At 63.3% G+C, this 22,749-nt stretch carries 18 protein-coding genes; 12 read left to right on the forward strand and 6 right to left on the reverse strand.

The annotated features are described in order from the left end of the window. Positions 1-8 precede the first annotated feature (8 nt). Positions 9-902, reverse strand: a complete 894-nt coding sequence (locus tag P3T20_RS01785; protein ID WP_429285867.1) for an SDR family oxidoreductase — start codon at positions 900-902, stop codon at positions 9-11. A gap of 108 nt (positions 903-1,010) precedes the next feature. Between P3T20_RS01785 and P3T20_RS01790 the strand changes: the two genes are divergently transcribed. Then, on the forward strand, positions 1,011-1,847 hold the full coding sequence (locus tag P3T20_RS01790) for a helix-turn-helix transcriptional regulator (protein WP_429285868.1): 837 nt from the start codon (positions 1,011-1,013) through the stop codon (positions 1,845-1,847). A 57-nt stretch (positions 1,848-1,904) separates the two neighbouring features. Here the strand turns inward: P3T20_RS01790 and mdeB are convergent, their stop codons facing one another. Further along, complete coding sequence (gene mdeB, locus P3T20_RS01795; RefSeq protein ID WP_429285869.1) at positions 1,905-4,625, reverse strand: alpha-ketoglutarate dehydrogenase; 2,721 nt, start codon at positions 4,623-4,625, stop codon at positions 1,905-1,907. Between the two features lie 150 nt (positions 4,626-4,775). On the opposite strand from mdeB, the gene P3T20_RS01800 reads away from it, so the two are divergent. Beyond that, a complete protein-coding gene (locus P3T20_RS01800) occupies positions 4,776-5,303 on the forward strand; it encodes an Lrp/AsnC family transcriptional regulator (RefSeq protein ID WP_074268942.1) in 528 nt (175 codons plus the stop codon). Between the two features lie 35 nt (positions 5,304-5,338). Here P3T20_RS01800 and P3T20_RS01805 read toward each other — a convergent pair whose 3' ends face one another. Continuing rightward, entirely contained in the window at positions 5,339-6,250 is a 912-nt protein-coding gene (locus P3T20_RS01805; RefSeq protein WP_429285870.1) for a LysR family transcriptional regulator, read from the reverse strand. 116 nt (positions 6,251-6,366) lie between these two features. On the opposite strand from P3T20_RS01805, the gene P3T20_RS01810 reads away from it, so the two are divergent. After that, a complete protein-coding gene (locus P3T20_RS01810) occupies positions 6,367-7,014 on the forward strand; it encodes a glutathione S-transferase family protein (RefSeq protein ID WP_429285871.1) in 648 nt (215 codons plus the stop codon). A 51-nt stretch (positions 7,015-7,065) separates the two neighbouring features. Beyond that, the gene (locus P3T20_RS01815; protein ID WP_429285872.1) at positions 7,066-9,207 is read left to right on the forward strand and encodes a pyridoxamine 5'-phosphate oxidase family protein; all 2,142 of its coding nucleotides are present in this window, start codon (positions 7,066-7,068) and stop codon (positions 9,205-9,207) included. 18 nt (positions 9,208-9,225) lie between these two features. Here the strand turns inward: P3T20_RS01815 and P3T20_RS01820 are convergent, their stop codons facing one another. After that, on the reverse strand, positions 9,226-9,363 hold the full coding sequence (locus P3T20_RS01820; RefSeq protein WP_429285873.1) for a hypothetical protein: 138 nt from the start codon (positions 9,361-9,363) through the stop codon (positions 9,226-9,228). 489 nt (positions 9,364-9,852) lie between these two features. Between P3T20_RS01820 and P3T20_RS01825 the strand changes: the two genes are divergently transcribed. From P3T20_RS01825 to P3T20_RS01840, 4 genes are all read left to right on the forward strand, one after another. Beyond that, positions 9,853-10,857 carry a sugar ABC transporter substrate-binding protein gene (locus tag P3T20_RS01825; RefSeq protein WP_074268946.1) on the forward strand — a complete coding sequence of 335 codons (1,005 nt, stop codon included), beginning with the start codon at positions 9,853-9,855 and terminating at the stop codon, positions 10,855-10,857. Positions 10,858-10,963: 106 nt separating this feature from the next. After that, entirely contained in the window at positions 10,964-11,953 is a 990-nt protein-coding gene (locus tag P3T20_RS01830) for an ABC transporter permease (protein WP_074268947.1), read from the forward strand. Between the two features lie 17 nt (positions 11,954-11,970). After that, positions 11,971-12,765 (forward strand): ATP-binding cassette domain-containing protein, encoded by a 795-nt coding sequence (locus P3T20_RS01835; RefSeq protein WP_429285874.1) that lies wholly within the window; start codon positions 11,971-11,973, stop codon positions 12,763-12,765. Between the two features lie 30 nt (positions 12,766-12,795). Continuing rightward, positions 12,796-14,043, forward strand: coding sequence for an ROK family transcriptional regulator (locus P3T20_RS01840; RefSeq protein WP_429285875.1), 1,248 nt, complete (start codon positions 12,796-12,798; stop codon positions 14,041-14,043). Positions 14,044-14,231: 188 nt separating this feature from the next. On the opposite strand, the gene P3T20_RS01845 is transcribed toward P3T20_RS01840, so the two are convergent. Together P3T20_RS01845 and P3T20_RS01850 are read right to left on the reverse strand one after the other, a co-directional pair. Then, positions 14,232-17,309: a transglycosylase domain-containing protein gene (locus P3T20_RS01845; RefSeq protein ID WP_429285876.1), complete on the reverse strand. Its 3,078-nt coding sequence runs from the start codon at positions 17,307-17,309 to the stop codon at positions 14,232-14,234. 162 nt (positions 17,310-17,471) lie between these two features. Next, entirely contained in the window at positions 17,472-18,401 is a 930-nt protein-coding gene (locus P3T20_RS01850; RefSeq protein WP_429285877.1) for a LysR family transcriptional regulator, read from the reverse strand. Between the two features lie 273 nt (positions 18,402-18,674). Between P3T20_RS01850 and P3T20_RS01855 the strand changes: the two genes are divergently transcribed. From P3T20_RS01855 to P3T20_RS01870, 4 genes are all read left to right on the forward strand, one after another. Next, the gene (locus P3T20_RS01855) at positions 18,675-19,607 is read left to right on the forward strand and encodes a dihydrodipicolinate synthase family protein (RefSeq protein WP_429285878.1); all 933 of its coding nucleotides are present in this window, start codon (positions 18,675-18,677) and stop codon (positions 19,605-19,607) included. Between the two features lie 362 nt (positions 19,608-19,969). Continuing rightward, the gene (locus P3T20_RS01860) at positions 19,970-20,542 is read left to right on the forward strand and encodes an RNA polymerase sigma factor (RefSeq protein ID WP_074268953.1); all 573 of its coding nucleotides are present in this window, start codon (positions 19,970-19,972) and stop codon (positions 20,540-20,542) included. Continuing rightward, on the forward strand, positions 20,539-21,339 hold the full coding sequence (locus P3T20_RS01865; protein WP_074268954.1) for an anti-sigma factor: 801 nt from the start codon (positions 20,539-20,541) through the stop codon (positions 21,337-21,339). The genes P3T20_RS01860 and P3T20_RS01865 overlap by 4 nt, the downstream gene beginning before the upstream one ends. Positions 21,340-21,398: 59 nt before the next feature. Next, positions 21,399-22,676, forward strand: coding sequence for an NAD(P)/FAD-dependent oxidoreductase (locus P3T20_RS01870; protein ID WP_429285879.1), 1,278 nt, complete (start codon positions 21,399-21,401; stop codon positions 22,674-22,676). The last annotated feature ends 73 nt before the right edge of the window (positions 22,677-22,749 follow it).

Genomic DNA, 22,749 nt, shown 5'->3' on the forward strand with positions numbered 1-22,749 from the left:
ATCCGGTGTCACGAATGCTCGAAATAGCCGGGCTGGTCGATGTCGCCCAGAAGGTCCGGCCCGACTGCGTGCCAGTCCAGCGTTGCCTGAGTGCGATGGCTCGAGGTCGGCGCATCCATTGCCGCGAACATCCCAAACCAGCCGAAATGCTCGTTCATTGCCTCTGGACGCTTGCTGACGACCGGCAGGTTCAGACGACGGCCGATCACGCTCGCGATCTCCCTGAACGGCACGCCCTGATCGGCAACCGCGTGGTATCGCGCGCCGGCCTCGCCTTTCTCAACCGCAAGCCGGTAAAGACGGGCCGCATCGCGACGATGAACGCCAGGCCAGCGGTTGAGTCCTTCGCCCACGTAGGCCGACACTCCTTTCTCACGCGCGATAGCGATCACTCTCGGAATAAAGCCGTGGTCGCCGACGCCATGCACCGAGGGCGCAAGCCGCACGGTGCAGACATTGATGCCGCGCGCGAACAGCGAGGCCGCCACCTGCTCCGGCGCACGCGGGAAGGCGGGATCGAAAGGCCGGACGTCTTCTTCGGTCCCGAGGCGCCCCGGTGCCAGCAGCGCGACCCCGGAGGTGACGATCAGTTGCCGGTCGGAGCCTTCGAGCGCGTCGCCGAGCGCCTCGAGCGCACGCCGTTCCGTCTCGCAGTTCTCGGCAAACTTCGTGAAGTCATGATTGAAGGCGGTGTGAATCACGCTGTCCGCAGCGAGTGCGCCGCGCTGCAGGCTGTCCGGCTCTTCGAGCGAGCCGCGCTGTACTTCGGCGCCTGCCGCGACAAGCGCCGCGGCTCCGGCGTCCGAGCGCGCGAGACCGAGCACCTCGTGCCCCGCCTCGATCAATTCCTTGACGACCGCAGAGCCGACAAAACCCGTTGCCCCGGTCACAAAAACTTTCATGGAAACTCTCCTGAGCCAAAGTGGACAGGAGAGATTCTTGGCGCGTACCCTATCAGGGTAAAGTAGTGACGTTATACAGGTATATCGACTAACAGCGTGAGGGTAAGCATGCCGGCCGCGAACGAAAATCCGCTGGGCACCTATTTGAGGGATCGCCGTACGAAACTGGATCCCGCCACCTTCGGCATTGCGTTGACCCGCCGGCGCACACCGGGGTTGCGGCGCGAAGAAGTCGCGCAGCGCGCCAACGTCAGTGCGACCTGGTACACCTGGCTCGAACAGGGGCGGGGCGGAGCGCCCTCCGCTGAAGTGCTGGAACGCATCGCGCGGGCGCTGCTGCTGACCGATGTCGAGCGCGAGCATCTGTTTCTACTCGGCCTGGGCCGCCCGCCGGAGGTCCGCTATCAGACAAGCGGTGGGGTGACGCCGCGCTTGCAGCACGTGCTCGATGCGCTGGAACCGAGCCCCGCCCTGATCCGCACTGCCACATGGGACGTCGTCGCATGGAACCGCGCCGCCGCTGCCACGCTCGTCGACTACGGCGCGCTGCCGCCGGAGCAGCGCAATATCCTGCGCAGTGTTTTCTGCGACCCACGCGTGCGCGCCGCGCAAACCGATTGGGAAACCACCGCGCGTTTCGTCGTAGGCGCATTCCGGGTGGATGCCGCGCGCGCCGGAGCCACCAGTCAGGTCGCCGCGCTAGTGGAGGAACTTTGCCAGGTCAGCCCAGAATTCGCCGCGATGTGGCGCGACCATGACGTGCGCGCACACGGCGAGGGGGTCAAGCATTTGCGGCATCCGATCGCCGGTATGATCGCGTTCGAATACTCAGCGTTTGCCGTCGACGGTCGACCGGATCTTCATATGGTGGTCTACAACCCGGCAACGCCACACGATGCGGACCTGGTAAAGTCGTTGATCGAGTCGCGTGCCGTCACGGCTTAGTGACAGCACGACAGCACGGGCACGCTGACGTAACGGTGATTCGGGCGTACCGTGCCCTCACCGTACCCAGGCCGCGCCACCAGGCCAGCCGCTTTTGCCATATCGCTCCACCGCGTCCCGAACCACCCGCGCCTCCACTTCTCCCTCATCGGCCAGCGCCTTCAACGCAGCAATCGCGATCGAAGCCCGATCCACTTCGAAGAACTCCCGCAGCGCGGCGCGAGTATCGCTGCGGCCGAACCCGTCGGTCCCAAGCGTCACATACCGGCGCGGCACATACGCCCGAATCAGTTCCGGCACTGCACGCACATAGTCCGTCGCGGCAATTACAGGTCCTTGCGAGGCGCCAAGCGCCGAGCTCACATAAGGCTGAATCTCCACGCCGCCCAGTCTGGAAGACCGCTCGGCCGCCATGCCGTCGCGCTGTAACTCGGTGAAACTGGTCACGCTCCACACGGCGGCGTCGATGCCCCAATCGTCCTTGAGCATCGTCTGCGCGGCGATCACTTCGCCGAGAATCGCCCCCGCACCGAGCAACTGCACACGCGCTACTGCGGTCGACCCGGTAGGCAGCGAGTAAATTCCCTTCAGAATTCCGTCACGTACCGCCTGCAAATCGCCCGCGGGCACCGAAGGCTGTGCGTAGTTCTCGTTCATCACCGTGACGTAATAGAACACGTCGCGCTGCTGCTCGACCATCTCGCGCATGCCCTCATCGACGATCGCCGCTACCTCATACGCGAACGCAGGATCGTAGGCACGGCAATTCGGAATCGTCGATGCCGCGAGGTGGCTGGTGCCGTCCTGATGCTGCAAGCCCTCACCACCGAGCGTCGTTTTGCCCGAGGTGGCGCCGATCAGAAACCCGCGTGCGCGCTGATCCGCCGCTGCCCAGATAATGTCGCCAATCCGCTGAAAGCCGAACATCGAGTAGTAGATGTAGAAGGGCAGCATCGGCAGGTCATGCACGCTGTACGACGTGGCCGCCGCAATCCATGACGACACCGCGCCCGCTTCCGAAATCCCCTCCTCGAGAATCTGTCCTTTGGTGTCCTCACGGTAATACAGCATGGAACCGAGATCCTCCGGCTCATACAACTGCCCGAGCGGCGAATAGATTCCAACCTGGCGAAACATGTTCGCCATCCCAAACGTGCGCGCTTCGTCGGCCACGATCGGCACCACCCGCTGACCGATCTCGCCATCCTTCAACAGCGCGGTCAGCATCCGTACAAGCGCCATCGTCGTGGACATCTCGCGCCCGTTCGCATCCAGCGCGAATTGCCCCCAGGTCTGGATCGAAGGGACGGTCAGCCCCTTCGATGCCACTCTCCGCCTTCTGGGCAGATAGCCCCCCAGGGCAGTCCGGCGTGCATGCAGGTATTGCATTTCCGGGCTGTCTTCCGCTGGTTTGTAAAACTTGACCTGCTCGACGTCTTCGTCCGGAATCGGCAAGCGGAAGCGGTCGCGGAATGCCTTCAGGTCGTCGAAATCGAGCTTCTTTTGCTGGTGGGTCGTCATCCTGCCCTGCCCGGACGTGCCCATGCCGAAGCCCTTCATCGTCTTCGCAAGGATCACCGTAGGCTGGCCGCGGTGGGCCAAAGCCTTCGCGTAGGCTGCGTGCAGTTTGCGCACGTCGTGACCGCCGCGGCGCAAGCGGTCGATTTCCTGATCGCTCAGTTGCGCAGCGAGCGCCGCGAGTTCGGGATTCTGGCCGAAGAAACGTTCTCGGTTATACACACCGTCATTCGCCGAAAATGTCTGGAACTGGCCGTCCACGGTGTGAGCGAAGGCACGCGCGAGAGCGCCGGTACGATCGCGCGCAAACAACGCGTCCCAGTCCGAACCCCACACCACCTTGATCACGTTCCAGCCGGCGCCGCTGAAGTGCGCTTCGAGTTCGTCGATGATGCGGCCGTTGCTGCGCACCGGACCGTCGAGCCGCTGCAGGTTGCAGTTGATCACGAAGATCAGGTTGTCGAGCCCTTCGCGCGCCGCCAGCGACAACGCGCCGATCGATTCCGGCTCGTCCATCTCGCCGTCGCCGAAGAAACCCCACACCTTGCGGCCTTCGGTCTGCGCGAGGCCGCGATTCTGCAGATAGCGCATGAAGCGCGCCTGGTAGATCGAATTGATCGGCCCAATGCCCATCGAGCCAGTCGGAAACTGCCAGAAGTCCGGCATCAGCCACGGATGCGGATAAGAACACAGGCCAGGCCCGGCGATTTCGCGCCGGTAGTGCTGCAGATTTTCTTCGTTCAGGAATCCTTCCAGATATGCCCGCGCATACACACCCGGCGACGAGTGCGGCTGGAAATACACGAGATCGCCGCCGCTGCCCTCGCCTGCGTCGGGCGCTGCGGCGCGAAAGAAGTGATTGAAGCCCACTTCGAACAGATCCGCCGCCGATGCATAGCTCGCAATGTGGCCGCCGAGTTCGCCGTACGCCTTGTTGGCCCGCACCACCATGGCGAGCGCATTCCAGCGCAACGCGGCGGCGAGCCGCTCCTCGAGTTCGAGATCGCCCGGATAACGGGGCTGCTGATCGAAGGCAATCGTATTGACGTAGGGCGTCACCCGCGCCCGGGAAGATTCAACGCCCTGCGCGAGCGCATGCGCCGCGAGCCGCTCGAACAGAAAGTGCGCGCGGTCGCGCCCGACGTGTTGTACGACGGCATCGAACGCTTCCAGCCACTCGGCTGTTTCCTCGGGGTCGCTGTCGTCCTGAGCGCGTCCAGGAGAACCCAACTGCAATGCACCGCTCGACAAATCCGTCATGACGCCACTCCAGGAGGAGGTATCCGGTTAAACAGGGTTGGCACCATGGTAACCATCAATCCGCAAAATAGGCCTCTGATTTGCTTGTCATTCCGGGTCTGGATAGTGTATTTATTCTTCGTAGACGCCAATTTACGGAATATATCATCTATGACAACAACGCCGAAGCGGCTGGATCGCATCGATATCGGCATCCTCAGCCAGTTGCAGCAGAATGCGCGCATCACCAATTCCGAGCTGGCGCGCGCGGTCAACCTGTCGCCCACGCCGTGCTTTAACCGGGTGCGCGCGCTCGAGAAACTGGGGTTGTTCAAGCAACAGGTCACGTTGCTGAATCCGGAGCCGCTCGGGCTGCGCATCAACGTGTTCATTCAGGTGAGTCTGGAGAAGCAGGTGGAAGAAGCGCTGCAGCGCTTCGAACAGGCCATCGCCGAGCGCCCGGAAGTGATGGAGTGCTATCTGATGACGGGCGACGCGGACTACCTGCTGCGCGTCGTGATGCCGGACATGCAGACGCTCGAGCGCTTCATCCTCGAACATCTGACGAAAATACCGGGCGTCTCGAACATCCGTTCCAGCTTTGCACTCAAGCAGGTGCGGTATAAGACGGCCCTGCCGTTGCCGTCGTCGGGACTGACGCTGATCGACCCGGACGATGTTTCAACGGACTGGCGGTGAGCGGCATACGGAGGCTGCGTTTTAGTTCACGCAGTTCACGCCGCTTCTGACCCAATATGGGCGCGAAGTGCATCGACAAAGGCGCGCACCTTGGGCGGCGTATAACGCGCAGGCGGAAACAACGCGTGGATGCCGGCGGGGGGCGTCGACCAGTCCGGCAGCAGACGGACGAGGCGTCCTGCCGCGACATCCTCGCCCACCGAGAAATTCGTCAGTGCGCCGACTCCACCACCCGCTAGCGTCGCTGCCAGGCACGCCGGCGCGGTGTCCGCAAGAAAGCCCGCGGTGAATCGGACCGTCTGCTTCTTGCCACGTGAATTCTCGAGCGAGACCGTCAACGGCTTCGGCAACACTGCGTTCCCTACGAACGGCAACCGCGCCAGCGCCGCGGCTGTGGTCGGCGTACCCCACGCCTCGACAAACGCGGGGCTCGCCACCAGCCAGCGCTCGAAGCTGTCGACCTTCACCGCGCGGTGGCTCGAATCGGCCAGCTTTCCCACGCGGATCGCCACGTCGATACCTTCCGCCAGCAGATTCACCAGCCGGTCGTTCGATACCATTTCAATGTGCAACTCGGGATGCTGCTGCCGCAGCGCGACGAGCACGGGTGCCACCACGATCGCACCGTAGTCGACCGGCGTGGCCACCCGCAATGTGCCGCGCAGCGCGCCGCCGTCATCTCCCGCCGCCTGCAGCGCCTCGTCGGCAATGCTGAGGATTTGCCGGCTCGCTTCGTAGAACGCCCTGCCGGCCTCGGTGACGCTGATCCGCCGCGTGGTGCGCACCAGCAGGCTCGCCCCCACTTCCGCTTCGAGCCGCTGCATATGGGTGCTGACCATGGTCTTGGCGATGCCCAGCCGCTCGGCGGCAGCCGTCAACGAGCCTGCTTCGATCACCGCGACCAGAACCGCCAGCCGGTTGAGATTCACATCGCTCGCGCTTGCCATTCGATTGTCCACTTTGAGAGGATAGAGTAACCACGATTATCCATCTTCTCAGGCCAGTCCGCGAAGCATAAGCTTCATCAACACCCCGAATTTAACTTTGCTTTACGGAGCACCCGATGTCCTCTACCAAGCCCGCTCAACCCATCAGGCTGCATACGACGCTGCTGTCCGGCCATGGCCACCGAGTCAAACTATTCCTGACGATGCTCGATCTGCCGTTCACGGTGGTCGAACTCAATATGGCAGCCGGCGACAACCGCACGCCCGCTCATCTCGCGCTCAATCCGTTCGGCGAGGTGCCGGTGATCGAAGACGGCGACGTGGTTCTGAGCGACTCGAATGCGATCCTGGTTTACCTCGCGCGCAAATACGGCGATCCGTCCTGGCTGCCCCAGGATCCGCTCGGTGCCGCTGCTGTGCAGCGCTGGCTTTCGCTGGCTGCGGGCAAGATTGCCTACGGCCCGTGTGCCGCACGCCTGGTGACGTTGTTCGGCGCACCGCACCACCTGGAGACCGCGCAGAAGATCGCCGCCGGTCTGTTCAGAGTTCTGGACGCCGAGTTGAGCGACAAACGGTTCGCAGCCGGCGAAACGCCGACGATTGCCGATATCGCGGCGCATTCGTACATCGCGCACGCGCCTGAAGGCGGCGTGTCGCTCGAGCCGTACCCGCATATCCGTGCGTGGCTCAAACGAGTCGAAGCGTTGCCGCGCTTCTTGCCAATGCCTGTGAGCAAAGCCGGTTTGCTCGCCGAAGCCTCATAGCTCATGCGGGCGTGCTACGCCTGCCAACGCTGACCGTCGATCGAGGTCATCATGTCTACCCCTGCTCCCGCCCCTGCCCCAGTTCGTGTTCCCGCGCCCGGCTGGCGCGCCGCGGAATCGCCGTTTCATGTAGGCGAACTCGCCGCGCAGGAGCGGGTCGGCGTGCGGGAACGCATGAACGTCGACGCACGCCGCGGCATCCGCGACTACATGCCCGAGCAGCACCGCACATTCTTTGCGGAACAGCCGTTCATGGTGTTGAGTGGACTCGATGCGAGCGGCCAGCCGTGGGCCACGCTCCGCGTGGGCGAAGCGGGTTTTGTTTCGACTCCTGATGAACGGACCGTGCGCATCGCCGCACGTGCCCTGCCGGGCGATCCGTTGGCAGCATCGTGGCAGGTCGGTTCGCTGATCGGCGGCCTTGGCATTCAGCCGGCTACGCGTCGACGCAATCGTGTCAACGGTGTGATTAGCGCGCTCGATCACGACACGCTGACTTTCAGTGTGAGCCAGAGCTTCGGCAATTGCGCCAAATATATTCAGAGCCGCGCGCCGAGTTTTATCTCGTCTGCGCAGGGCGAAGCTGCCACGCCGGAGGTGTCTGCCGAACTCAGTGACGCGGACCGCGCGCTGTTGTCCCGTGCGGACACGTTTTTTATCGCCACCGCCAACGCTTCCAGCGAGGCCGGTCTGGCTCGTGGCGCCGATGTCTCGCATCGCGGGGGCAAGCCCGGCTTTATCCGCGTCGACGACGCGCACACGCTGACCGTGCCGGATTTCAGCGGCAACCTGTTCTTCAATACGATTGGTAACCTGCTTGAGGATCCGCGCGCGGGTTTGCTCGCGATCGACTTCGAAAGCGGCGATCTGCTGTACCTCGCCGTGGATGCCGAGATCATCTGGGAAGGCGCGGAAGTGGCGTCGTACGAGGCGGCCGAGCGCCTCATGCGCTTTCATGTCCGGGAGGTGCGGCGCACGCCGCGCGTGTTGCCGTTTCGCTGGTCTGCGGTGCAATACGCGCCTCAGCTTGCGAAGACGGGTAGCTGGAAAACGCAGCCCGAAGCGGTTGCTCCGGCTGCAGGCGCGTGGCGTCAGATGAAGGTGGTCGAGGTGCGCGAAGAGACGCCGACCGCGCGTTCGTTCTATCTGCAACCGGTGGACGGCGCTCCATTGCCGCGCTTCGAACCCGGTCAGTTCCTGCCTATTCGTTTGAACGTGGCGGGACATGCTTCACCGCTGATCCGGACATACACGCTCTCCGACGCCGCCGACGGCCGCCACTACCGGATCACCGTAAAGCGCGAAGGTGTCGCATCGACGTGGCTGCACGAGCACATCACCGAAGGCGCAATCATCGAGGCCAAGGCCCCGTCGGGCGCGTTTACGCTGGTGCGGGCTAACACGCGTCCGGTTGTGCTGCTGTCGGCAGGCATTGGCATTACCCCGATGATCGCGATGCTTAACAGCCTGCTCGCCAGCCAACCTGGGGACGCGCAGCCCGAACACATCTACTTCGTTCACGGCGCGCGCAACGCCAACGATCATCCGTTCTCCGAACAGTTGATGGCCGTGGCCGCGGCGCATCCACAGGTTTCGGTGCATCTGCGCGACAGCCGGCCCAACGAGGTTACCCGGGAAGATGGAGTGCGCTCCGTAGGACGCGTGGATATCGAGTTTCTCAAACGCGTGCTGCCGTTCGGCGATTACGATTTTTACCTGTGCGGCCCTGGCGCGTTTATGCAAGACCTGTATAGCGGTCTGCGTGCCCTGAATATCGCGGATGACAGGATTCGTTTCGAGGCTTTCGGGCCCGCGAGCGTCAAGCGGACTCAAAGCGCTGCGGTTGTTCCGGTTGCAGAGGCTGCTGCGACTGCTCTGGCCGCAGGGCAGCGCGCGTCGGCTCCGGACCCCACGAAGGTGTCGAAAGTCGTATTCATGCGGACGGGGCGCGATGCGATGTGGTCGAAGGAAGCGGGAACGCTACTCGACTTCGCTGAAGCGAATGACGTGCCGGCGCAATCCAACTGCAGATCCGGCGTATGCGGGACATGCTCGACACGCGTGCTGTCCGGCGAGGTCAGTTACCCCACCCCGATAGAAGGGGACGTTGCGCCGGGGCATGCGCTGATCTGCTCAGCGATTCCCGCGAGAACGGGAACCGGAGAAGAGTCCACCGTGGTGTTGGACCTGTAATGCCCAACCCGGCGATGCTTAATTCGGGCGGCGATGTGCTTCGGCAATGATGGCGCACGTTTGCAGATGCAGTTGCAGGGCATGGCGCGCGACGGCGGCGATACGGGCAAACCAGCTGCTGGCGACGGGGGTAGAAGTCGTGGTGATGTGGCTCATGGCAAGCTCCAGTTCAGGCTACGCTTAAGAGATCTAGGTTAACTACCTAGGTAATAACCCTATTATAGACCGATCATGCCGCAGCGCAACAAGAGAAAACAATTCCGCTAGACCTCCCCTTCCGCCTGAGTTTTCTTACATCCAAATAACAATCAAATTCACCGCGTGGCGTCATTTGGCCTCCAGACTTACCCCAATCCGGCGCCGCCGTTTCCGCATCGCATCAATCTGGCCAGACCTATGCCAGTCAAGCCAGAGCGGGTGATTCAGACCGCTTCGTTCGACCGCGCCGCACCAATTCCCCTCCTTGACTCTGCTCCGTCGTCCTGCTGTACTAAATAAACCAAAGTGATTTAATCGAAAACGGCCAACCGAACTGCGTCATTCGTCGCAGCCAGCGCGGCCACAAGAGGCGCAGCAGCGCCCATCAGCTATTGAATCGACCGCAGTCCAAAAACGTCGTTGTCAATTATCCGGAGGAGCGTCCCCATGAATCAGAAAACCTGCAGGCAACCCGTCGCCCGGCGTCTCGCCACCCTGTGCGTCGCCGCATCTGCCGTATGGTGCGCAAGCGCCACGCTGGCGGTCGCTGACCAGCCCATCGTCGGCCTGATCACCAAAACCGACACCAACCCGTTCTTCGTGAAGATGCGTCAGGGTGCAGAAGCCGCTGCGCAGAAGGATGGCGCCAAGCTGCTGACCGCGGCGGGCAAGTTCGACGGCGATAACGCCAGTCAGGTCACCGCGATCGAAAACATGATCACCGCGGGCGCCAAGGCGATTCTGATCACGCCGAGCGATACCAAGGCTATCGTGCCGAGCATCAAGAAGGCGCGCGACGCCGGCTTGATGGTGATTGCGCTCGATACGCCGACCGAACCGCAAGACGCAACCGACGCCCTCTTCGCCACGGACAACTTCAAGGCCGGCGTCCTGATTGGCCAATACGCGAAGTCGGCGATGGGCGGCAAGCCGGCCAAGATCGCCACGCTCGATCTGGCGCCGGGCGTGTCGGTGGGCGTGCTGCGTCATAACGGCTTCCTGCAGGGCTTCGGCATCAAGGAAGGCGATCCGTCCATCGTCTGCAGCCAGGACACGCGCGGCGATCAGTCCAAGGGACAAACGGCCATGGAAAACTGCCTGCAGAAGTCGCCAGACATCAATGTGGTCTACACGATCAACGAACCGGCCGCAGCCGGCGCGTATCGCGCGCTCAAGGCGGCAGGCAAGGATAAGGACGTGATGATCGTCTCGATCGACGGCGGCTGCGAAGGCGTGCGCAACGTCAAGGCCGGCGCCATCGCGGCGACGTCGCAGCAGTATCCGTTGAAGATGGCTTCGCTCGGCGTGGACGCAGGTGCCGAATATGCCAAGACCGGCAAGAAGGTTTCGGGCTATCACGATACCGGCGTCACGCTGATCACCGACAAGGCAATGAGCGGCGTCGACAGCAAGGACACCAAGTTTGGTCTGGCCAACTGCTGGGGTCAATAAGGCAGGCAATCAGCCTTCCTAAGCAACTGGGAGACCCGCGCACGGGTCTCCCACAGATTTGCCGCGTGGCCGCCGCGCCACGGCTCTAGCATCGAGGAAACACATCATGTCGACCCCTTCTGCCCCGGCTGGTGGCCACCGCCCTCTCTCCGAGCGGCTGCCTTCACTCGCCGAAATCGGTCCGCTTGTCGCGCTTGTGCTCGCCTGCATTTTCTTTATCTCGCAGAGCAACCGCTTTCTGTCGTTCCAGAACCTCTCGCTGATTCTTCAGCAGACCATGGTAGTCGCCGTCATCGCGATCGGCCAGACGCTGATCGTGCTGACCGCAGGCATCGATCTTTCCTGCGGCATGGTGATGGCGTTCGGCTCCATCGTCATGACCAAGTTCGCCGTCAACCTCGGCGTGCCGCCGATCCTCGCGATCCTCTGCGGCATCGGGGCCAGCGCATTGTTCGGCGCGCTCAACGGGGTCCTGATTACGCGCATCAAACTGCCCGCGTTCATCGTCACGCTCGGCACGCTGAACATCGCCTTTGCGCTCACGCAGATCTACTCGAACGCAGAAAGCGTCTCGAACCTGCCTGATGCGATCATGTTCCTCGGCAACACGTTCAGCGTCGGTCCGGCTCAGGTGACCTACGGCACCGTGCTGACGCTGCTGATGTATCTCGTCACCTGGTTCGTGTTGCGCGACACCGTGCCCGGCCGGCACCTGTACGCACTCGGCAACAACGCCGAAGCCGCGCGCCTGATGGGCCTCTCGTCGCAACGCATCCTGCTCACCGTCTACACACTGGCCGGCGCGATCTACGGCGTTGCCGCGCTGTTGTCGGTTTCGCGGACCGGTGTGGGCGATCCGCAAGCGGGTCAAACCGAAAACCTCGACAGCATCACTGCGGTCGTGCTCGGCGGCACCAGTCTGTTCGGCGGACGCGGCTCGATTGTCGGCACCCTGCTCGGCGCGCTGATTGTCGGCGTGTTTCGCAATGGCCTGACCTTGATCGGCGTGTCGTCGGTCTATCAGGTGTTGATCACCGGCATGCTGGTGATCCTCGCCGTCGCCGCCGACAAGCTGTCCCACCGCGGCGCTCGATGATCCACCAGGAGCCTGTCATGTCTACACCCCAAACTGCTTCCCAAACGCCGGTTCTGCAGGCGCGTGGAATCGTCAAGCGCTATGGCCAGGTTACGGCCCTCGACGGCTGCGACTTTGAAGTGATGCCCGGCGAAATCATGGCCGTGATCGGCGATAACGGCGCGGGCAAGTCGTCGCTGATCAAGGCGCTCTCGGGCGCGACCGTGCCGGACGAAGGCGAGATTCTGCTCGACGGCAAGCCGGTAAGATTTCGCAGTCCGCTCGATGCACGTGCCCAGGGCATCGAAACCGTGTATCAGGATCTCGCTGTGGCTCCGGCCATGAGCATCGCCGAAAACCTGTTCCTCGCGCGCGAACTCGTCAAGCCAGGCTGGCGCGGCTCGATCTTCAAGATGATCGACAAGCGCCGCATGCTCGAAGAGGCCACCGCACACATGAAGGGCTTGCAGATCGGCATCCGTTCGATGCGTCAGGCGGTAGAGACGCTCTCGGGCGGCCAGCGCCAGGGTGTCGCGGTGGCGCGTAGCGCAGCGTTTGCGCGTCACGTGGTGATTCTCGATGAGCCGACCGCAGCACTCGGCGTCAAGGAAGGCAACATGGTGCTCGAACTGATCCGGCGCGTGCGCGACCGCGGACTGCCGGTGATCCTGATCAGCCACAACATGCCACACGTGTTCGAGATTGCCGATCGTATCCATATCCAGCGGCTGGGCCGGCGCGCGGCGCTCGTCAACAAGAAGGACATTCATATGTCCGACGCGGTCGCCATCATGACCGGCGCGAAGGAAGCGGACGTCAAGGCAATCGCATGACGCACGCACCCTGCTGACGGGCCGCCCACGATGGATACCACCGGCACCCGCTCGCCGCTCAAGCGCACCGTCGGCTCGAATCAGGTCGGCATGCGGCAATTCAACGAGCGGATCGTGCTGCAGGCGATCCGCCTGCATGGCCCGCTCGCGAAAGCCGACGTGGGCCGCCTGACGCGTCTTTCGATGCAGACGGTTTCGATGATCGTCGACCGTCTGATCGACGACGGCCTGCTCGCGCGGCAGCCGCGCGTGCGCGGGCGCATCGGACAGCCGTCGGTGCCGATCGCGTTGCGTCCCGAAGGCGCCTACACGATCGGCATCAAGGTCGGGCGCCGCAGTCTGGATGTGCTGGCGATGGACTTCGTCGGACACGTGTGCAGCCGCGACGTGCTCGAGTACGCGTATCCCGATCCGCGGGTGCTGTTTCCGGCGCTCGAAACCAAGCTCGCGCGGCTGAACGAAACGCTCGGCGAACGGACGCGGCAAGTGGTTGGGGTAGGCGTGGCTGCGCCTTTGTGGCTCGGCGGCTGGCGCGATTTTCTGGGCGCGCCGCCGGATGCGCTCGATGCGTGGCACGACATCGATATCCGCGCGCGTATCGCGGCGATGACCGGCTTGCCGGTCGAATTCGCCAAGGACACCACTGCCGCTTGCGCCGCCGAACTGGTGATGGGTCAGGGACGCGGCATCCATAACTTTCTCTATTTGTTTGTCGGCACGTTCATTGGCGGCGGGATGGTGATCGACGGACGGCTCCACAGCGGTCCGCACGATAACGCAGGGGCTGTTGGCTCGATTCCTGTCGCGGGCGGTGGCGGCGGTACTGGCGAAGTCGGGGCGAAGCAACCGACGCGTCAGTTGCTGCACGCCGCATCCGGCTTTGTGCTCGAACAACTATTGAGTGATGCCGGAGCGCCAGCCGCTGCCGCACACGATCATCGGGCCTTGTCGCCGGAATGGTGGCGTGTGACCGAACAATGGCTCGATACGGCTTGTCCGGCGATTGCCGGCGCGCTGATCAATGCGACTGCGCTGCTCGACCTCGAAGCGGTGGTGATCGACGGCGAACTGGACCGTCAACTGGTGCGAGAAATCATCCGCCGTACCGAGCGCGTTCTGGATGGTTTCGTCTGGGAGGGCATGGTGCGGCCGCAATTGCTGGAGGGCACCATTGGCGCGGACGCGCGTGCGATGGGCGGCGCGATCCTGCCGCTCTACGCGCACTTTGCCCCAGTGCATGAGCTGTTTCTTAAGCCGGCGACGGAAGCGGGATATTAAGAGCCCGGCACCATGAGCCGGCATGCGGCCGTTAAGCGCGAGGCGCGAAGCGCTAGGCATGTGAAAGCGCTAAGAGCCGGGTACTAAGCGCCGGGGATGCGGCCAACACGTTAGATGGAACTTCGAGACCAAAGCCGACTGCAGCGGCGAGCAGCCTCGCAGAAGCCGCCCTCGCCCTTCTCCCCCACTCAGCTCCGCTTCACCGCATCCGCACCCGCCGTCGGCGCAGCCGGCGCCTTCGGTTCATCCATCAACGGCTGCAACGCGGGCGCAAGCGACTTCAGCAGTTGCACCGACATCGCACTCGTAAAGTCATACCGCGCCGCATACGGCTCGTGAACGTAGGCAGTCAGCGTGCCATAGAACCGGTCGCCCATAATGAACACAAACGTCGCACTCCGGTTCACCTTGCGCGACTCGATCAGCCTGCCGCCCTTCGCCCACACCTCGAACCGCTGATCGCCCGTACCGGTCTTGCCGAATACCGGCAGGGTCTTGCCATCGGGGAACGTCATGCCGTCCGCGAGACGCTTGGCCGTGCCGCCCTGCACCACATCGCTCAACATCCCGTGCACGACATTGACGATCTGCGGCGACAACTGCGTCTGCGACGCCACGCTTGCGCGCACGAAATGCGTTTCGTACGGCGTGCCTTTTGCGAAATCGAGTTGCGTGATGTTCTCGGTCGGCACCTTGTTGCCGCCGTTGGCGATCACGCCAATCAGTTCCGCCAGCGCCGCCGGCCGGTCACCCGATGCGCCGATCGCCGCCGCATACGAAGGCGTCAGGTTGGAGAACGGATAGCCGAGCGCCTGCCACGACTTGCCGATCGCATCGTAAGCGCGCAACTCGATCATGCGCTTGATGCGGCGGTCCTGAGTCGCGTGATAGCGCGTCTTAAAGAGCCAGGAATACGTCGAGGTCCGCACGTCGGCGCTCGCCTGCTGAACCTGATCGAGCGTAGCGTCCGGATGTTCGCGCAGATAGTTCACCAGCCACAGTTCCAGCGGATGCACGCGCGAAATATAGCCCCGGTCGTTCAGATTGAAGCTGTCCATGCTGTACTTCGTATAGAGCTTCGCCAGATCGTCGTCGCCAAGCCACTGCGCCGGCGTGCCTTTTAGCTGGGCACGCATCTGCGCATCGAACCAGCTCTGCGATCCGTTAGGCGCCACACTGCGCAGCACGGTCGCAATCCGCGGCGGCGACTTGTGCACGCTGTGCAGCATCACACTGAGCGCGTCGTCGGGCGTCTTGCCGTGGTACTTCGCGTAAAAGCGCTTCATATAGACGCGGCTTTCCTGATCGGCGAAGCTCTTCAGGTAAAGCTGGCGCGCGGCTGGATCGTCGAGCCATGCTGTCGACGGCCCGGAAGTCTGGATCATTTCGTAGCGCACGATGTCACGCATCAGCCGCACGAACACCAGGTTCACCGAGTGCTGGAACGCCCGCTGGATGGTCAGAATCTGGCCGTTGTCGCTCGATTCGAAATTGGTGAAAGTCTGCGCACCGCCGCCGGTGTAGAACGTTTCGCCTGCATTGGCGGAGTATTTGCGCTGCACGGCGGCATCGAGCATCGCCTGCAACGAGCGGTCCTGAGTCTGCGCCAGATAGTCCAAAGACCACTTCGTCAGTGCATCTTGTGGATCGGGCTGAACCTTCTTGAGATCGGCCGCGCTCATCGACGAGTAACGCGCGTGCAGATCGGACACGATCTGCAGATAGGTAATGACCGTGCGCAGCTTCGCGGTCGAACCCAGATTCAGGCGCGCGCCCGAGTTGATATCGAACGGTTCGTTGACGCTGTCCGTTTGCACGCGCACGAGGTTCGAACCGTTGTGGCGTTCATAGAGCGTCAGGCTGTAGGTGATCTTCGACGGATCGTCGCCGGGACGCAGCATTTCGAAACCATACAGCCCGGCGGCCTGCGCACCGTCCTTGGTCGCCGCACTCGCGAGCCGGTCGCTCACCGCCTGCTGAACCGCGTTGTTGAGCGTGCCGGTAGCCTGCAGGTCGAGCCGGTCGAGTTCATAAAAGCTGCGCACGCCAAGGGCCGCCAGCAAATGCGCACGCATCGACGTGACCGCTTTGCGGCTGATAAACGACGCGTCCGCTTCCGGAATCTGCGTCGGGCTGAGCGCAAGCTGCGCGTTCAGTGCCGCGTCGCGCAATGACGTGGAGATGACACCTCCCGCCGCGAGCAGCCGCAAATAGCTGTCCGTCATGCGCCCAAGTTCAGCGTAGCCGTGGTGAAGAAAGAACGATGGCGCGCGCTGCGCGATCATCAGCGAGAGCACCTGGCGGAACGCCAGCGCCTGCTCGGTGAGATTGTCGGCTGACGTCGGCGCGTTCAGCAGCGCATTCACTTCCGCGAAATCGCGTCCGTACCACGCAGCAAGACCATCGCCGATACCGTTGATTTCGCCAGCCCCCGCCTGCGCCGATAGCGGCACTGTATTAAGGTACTGCACGACGATTTCGCGCCGCGCCGGCATGGTCTGCGGTCCGTCAAGATAAGCGCGCACCGAAGCGGAAGCGATCTGGCGCAATTTCTCAGGCGGCGTCGCGGTGCGCCCATCCGGCGAGTGGCGGAATTTTTCGATCTGCGTGGCGAGCGTGCTGCCGCCCGGCTGCGCCTGATGGCGGTTGAAAAAGCGCGCGCCCTGGTCGAGCAGCGCATGGCCGAACCGGCCCCAATCGATGGCCGGATTACGGTTCGGCTGGTTGGGGTCCAACAGTTCGCGGTCCTCGATAAATAGCAGCGACTTGACGACGAGTGGCGGCACCGCGTCGAAACTGCTATAGATCCGGCGCGGATAGTTGGCGTCGAAAAGCGGTGCGCCGGTGCCGTCGAACAGTTGCAGGCCCGCCTGATCTTTCTCCTGATACGGCAGGAACAGGCCGTTATCCGCGAGCGAAAGCATGCGTTCGGAGTCGCGCGCCTGGGAAGCCACGACGAAACCGTGCGCGGTCAGACGTTGCTGAAACGAAGGCAGCAACGCGTAGCCGAGCCGTTCGTCGTACGGACCGTTAGCGGGAAAACGGATATTGGGGCTCGCTCCGTCCGCGAGCGTGAAGTCCACGTCGCGTGTCAACTCGGACAGGTAGCGCGCCTGCAGGCGGGAGGTTTCTATTTCGATCTGGCAAAGCTTCGCCAGAATTGCTAGCGCCACCAGAACGGCAGCGACCAGCGACCATTTGATCCACTTCCACACCGACGGAGCGGCGGCAATGCGAAGCGGTAACCGAACAAGTGGCCGATTCATGGCGGCATCCCCCTAGCAGGCGTTTATCTGTGAAACGTGCCTGCATCCGGTTCAGTGTAGCGCGGATTGAGAGCGCACAAACGGTCCGAAATTACCCCACAGTCTCGCGCCAACAACACCATTTTCGCGAGACGTAGCGCAGCGGCTTGCGAAGTGCGATATTCATGGTTTTCGCGCGCGCAATAGCTGGACAAATTGCTCCGCCGGCGGCGACAGCACCCCTCCCTTGCGCGACACAATCCCGAAAGTTTGCGACTGCGACTTGAGCTTGACTGGCAGGATGCGCAGCATCTTGTGCTTCGCGAACAGTTCGGCAATTCCGGTCGGCAGAACCGACACCAGATCCGCCGCTTCCTGAAGCAGCGCGACCGTGACGAACGTCGACGCGGTCGAGATCGGGCTTACCGGCATGCTCATGCCGGCCAGATCCATTTCGCGCTCGAGCAGCGCATGCAGCGGCATATGGCTCGGGTAGGTCACCCAGCGGTGTCCGGCCAGATCGCGCAACGTCAGTTTCTTGCGCCAGATGGGCGGATGCGCGTATCCCACCACCAGCGAAAGCGGTTCGTCACCCAACGACTGATACTGATATCTCGACGGATCGGCGCTGACTGCCGCGCGCCCGATTACCAGATCGAGCCTTCCCTCGTCGAGTTGCAGCAACATGCGCGCGCTCGTGTCTTCGACAATCTCAATCGACAGATTCGGCTGGCTCGCGTGCAGTTCGTTGAGCACCGGCACGACCTGCTCCGGAATCGCTCCCATGATGGCGCCGATCGCCAGACGTCCGCCGCGCCCCGAGCGGAGTTCCGCAATGTCCTGGCACAACGAAGTGAGATCCGTTGCCAGTAGCCGCGCGTAGCGGATCACGCAGTGGCCGAACTGGTTCGCGATCATGCCGTTTTTCGAACGCTCGAAAAGCGGCGCTTCCAGCATCGACTCCAGTTCCTGCAGCGCCTTGCTCGCTGCGGACTGCGTCATCGCCATGGCGCCGGCCGCCTTGTGCAGCGACTTATGGTCGTCGAGCGCGATCAGCAGTTGCAACTGCTTCATGCGCAAGCGCGACAGCAGCACGTTCAACGTATCTTTCATGTGAGATGTGAAATGTGGGTTTCGTATAAGCGCGGGACGAATCCGGGTGAGTCGTAAAAGCGATCACAGGATGGAAACATTTCACTATACAGGCCGGAACGGACCGCCGTATAGTCGGTCCTGGAGACAATCAGATGCCCCCACGGGCGACCGAGCCGCGCGGCTGCCTACGCTTGCGCCGGGCGACACCGACCTTTATCTCTACCCTCTGGCAAAACGTTTTAGCCCATCCATCAGGTCAACACGAAAGCTCATCGTCAAGCACACCCAGCCATGAACCAAGCAACCCACCCGACACCTTATCGCGGCGTATTTCCCGTCGCGCCGACCATCTTCGACGACAACGGCCAGCTCGACCTCGAAGGTCAAAAGCGCTGCCTCGACTTCATGATCGACGCGGGCTCCAACGGCCTGTGCATCCTCGCGAATTTCTCCGAGCAGTTCACGCTCTCCGACGACGAACGCAGCACGCTGATCAACGTAGCGCTGGAGCATGTCGCCGGACGCGTGCCGGTGATCGTCACGACCACGCATTTCAGCTCCTACCAGTGTGCACAGCGCAGCCGCGCCGCGCAGGATGCGGGCGCCGCGATGGTCATGGTCATGCCGCCGTATCACGGCGCGACGATCCGGGTGGGTGAGCGCGGCATCTATGAGTTCTATAAGAAGGTCTCGGACGCGATCGATATTCCAATCATGATCCAGGACGCGCCGGTTGCCGGCACGGCCCTCTCGGCACCTTTCCTGGCGAAGATGGCGCGCGAGTTGCGCAACGTCTCGTACTTCAAGATCGAAGTCCCGCAGGCGGCCTCGAAGCTGCGCGAACTGATCGAACTCGGCGGCGACTCGATCGTCGGCCCGTGGGATGGCGAAGAAGCGATCACGCTGATGGCCGATCTGGATGCGGGCGCAACCGGTGCGATGACGGCCGGCGGCTATCCCGACGGCATCCGGCTGATCGTCGATGCCTATGCGGCCGGCGACACCGAAGAGGCCGCGGCTCAATATCAGCGCTGGCTGCCGCTCATCAACTTCGAGAATCGCCAAGGTGGGCTCGCGGCCTGCAAGGCGCTCATGAAGGAAGGCGGCGTGATCCGCTCTGAGGCGGTACGTCATCCGCTGCTGCCGATGCACCCCGCTACCCGCGCCGGCCTCTTGACCATCGCGCGTCGTCTCGACCCGCTGGTGCTGCGCTGGGGCAAGTAATCCGGCTCATTCCGGTCAGGCCGGTGGCGTTTTTCGCCAACCAGCCTGACCATCCCGCCGAATGAGCCTGCTCTACTCCATCTTTACTGCCTGCCCGCCAGACGCTTGCTGTCCCGCCCGGCGTGACGCTGTTCCCGGCACCTGCCCCCGTCGGAATACAGCACTGGTCACCACCCCTACCCCGTCCTCCCTTCCCTGCGCGGCCATTGGCACACGGCGGTTATGGCTCTTGGCGCAGGACTGCCTACGACCCCTATACGTAGCCACAGGCGCAACGGATGCAGATAAGGCGTTAGAAATGCGGATATAACCCTCGACGGAAATTGAGTAACATACCTCCGCATGCCATCACTCATTTCCCCATGACCGCAAACACTCACGAACTAACGCCGGAGACGCTCACCGAGTTGCTCGAACGCATTGCCAGGGAGGATTCTGCGGCACTGCGGGAGCTATATGACGCCGCGGCACCGAAACTGTTTGGCCTTGCGCTCCGTATATTGAGCAAGCATGAGTGGGCCGAAGAGGTCCTGCAGGATAGCTTCGTCAACATCTGGCGGTTTGCGGGAGACTACCGGCGCGGTTTGTCGGCTCCCATGACCTGGATGTCGGCGATCGTCCGCAACCGTGCGCTCGATCACCTGCGGCGGGTGAATACGCAGGAAACAGAATGGAGTGATGCGTTGGACGATCTTGTGGCCACGGGGGATCCTGATCCGGAAGCGCTGTCGGCAGTGAGCCTGCAGGCACGGCTTCTGGACGGCTGCATGCAGCAGCTCGAACCGGCGCAGCGGCAGGCAGTCGCGCTGGCGTATCTGCGCGACCAGAGCCATAGCGAGATTGCGGAAACGCTGACCGTTCCGCTCGGCACGGTCAAGTCGTGGATACGGCGCGGCCTCGCCAAACTGAAAAGCTGTCTGGGGGGTGTGCAATGAATCTGCACCGCTATCCCCAACTGGTCGATATGCTGGCCGCCGAATATGCCGTCGGCACACTGCGCGGCGGCGCGCGGCGACGGCTGCAGTTCTACGCGGAACACGACGTCGTGATTCGCCGCTTGCTGGAAGAATGGCAGCAACGGCTCGAGCCGATGGCTGAACTCGTCCCGGCGCGCATGCCGTCGGCGGCGGTCTGGGAGGCCATCGAGCAGCGGCTCGGTTTCGTCTCCGCGCGCAGCGCGGCGGCTGGCCTGCAGCCGGTGCCGCCAGTGCCTTCGGAAGCAGCCGCCCGCCCGGCGCGCAACTGGTTCGACAACCTAGCCTTCTGGCGCGGCTGGGCGATCGGCGTCACCGCGCTCGCGGCGATTGCCGTGGTGGTCGCCGTCCGTTCGCTGCTGCCATTCGGCGCCGGTCCGTCCGGATCTTCGCAGACGGTGGCGGAGCAAGGCGAAGCCGTGGTGTCGCACGTGGCGGTGCTCAACAACAAAGACGCGCAACCGGTCTTGCTGGTGGCATGGGACGAAGCTCATTCGTCCATGACGCTGCACCGCCTCGGCGATGTCCAGTTGCCACCTGACCGGGCAATGCAGTTGTGGGGTATCCCGGCAAGCGGCCATCCGGTCTCGCTTGGGATCATGCCCAACAGCGGCAACGGCAAGGTCACCGCGGGCGAGCAACGGCCTGAAAACTACGCCGCCCTCGCCATCTCGATCGAGCCGCCCGGCGGCTCGCCGAATCCGGACGGCCCGAGCGGTCCGGTTGTATTCAGCGGCAAGCTGTTGCCGGTGTCCTGATCTCAACGTCTTATGCCGGCGCCTGCCAGACAAAAGCAGGCGCCGGCTCTCTCCCTCTCATGCAAAGCTTTTACGAAGCCACCGTGGTTCGCCCCGAGCGGGCGTCTCTGTCCGGCAAGCGCGCCGCCGACGTATGCATTATCGGCGGCGGCCTCGCCGGTTTGTCGACAGCGCTTGGACTTGTCGAGCGCGGCGTGCGCGACGTGGTCGTGCTCGAAGCGCAGCACGTGGGGTTCGGCGCGTCCGGGCGCAACGGCGGTTTCGTGTTCGGCGGCTATAGCCTCGACTGCGCCGATCTGCTCAACGTCCTCGGACCTGCACGGGCTCGCGAGCTCTACGCGCTCACCACCGACGCGGTCGATCTGATGCGGCAGCGTATCAGGCGTTACGGGATCGAATGCGACGACACCCACGCCGGTGTGATTCTCGCGAACTGGTTCGACGAACCGGCACGCCTCGAGACGCAGCGGCGTCTGATGAAAGACTCGTTCGCTGTCGAGTGGGAGCCAGTCGACGCCGCCACGCTTGCCACGCAACTGAAAACGCGCCGCTATCACGGCGGCCTGCTGGAGCGCAACGCGTTCCACTTCCATCCGCTGAAGTATGTCCTCGGCGTCGCGGCTGCCGTCGCCGCGGCGGGCGCGCAAATCTACGAGCACTCGCCAGTCGTACAGCTGCAGCGGCAGGGCAGCGGCTATCTGGTTGAAACCGCCAGCGGCGCCGTCGAGGCACGGCAAGTCGTGATGGCAGGCGGCGGGTACGCGCGCAACGTCTACCGCCAGGTTGAACGCGCGGTGCTGCCGATCGCCACCTACGTCATGGCGACAGAGCCGCTGGGCGAGCGTCTGAAAGAGGCGATCAATACCGCCGCGGCGATCTACGACACGCGCTTCGCCTTCGACTACTACCGCCCGCTGCCCGACACGCGCATCCTCTGGGGCGGCCGGATCTCCGTGCGCAACCGCGAGCCGGAGGCCATCGCCAGGCTGCTGCGGGCCGATCTGCTGAAGGTCTATCCGCAACTGCACGACGTGCGGGTCGAGTATGCATGGGGCGGCCTGATGAGCTACGCGCGGCACAAGATGCCGCAGATTGGCCAGAGCGCCGACGGTGTCTGGTACGCGGTCGGCTTCGGCGGACACGGGATGGCTCCCACTACCGTTTCAGGCGAACTGCTGGCGGCGGCGATTGCCGGCGAGCGGGCGGTCCCGGAAGCGTTCGCCACGTTCGGACTGACGCCCACGTTCGGCACGCTCGGGCTGGCCGCCGCGCAGTTGACCTACACCGCCATGCAGGCCCGCGACGCTCTCGCGGCACGCCGCCGGACGCGTTCCTGATACCCTCCGCCCCCGCGCCCGACATCAAGCAGCAAACCCGCCGCAAGCGGTAAAACGCAGCAACAAGCGCCGA

The organism is Paraburkholderia sp. GAS206C (assembly GCF_050435645.1).
In the GTDB taxonomy this organism is placed as follows: Bacteria; Pseudomonadota; Gammaproteobacteria; order Burkholderiales; family Burkholderiaceae; genus Paraburkholderia; species Paraburkholderia phenazinium_B.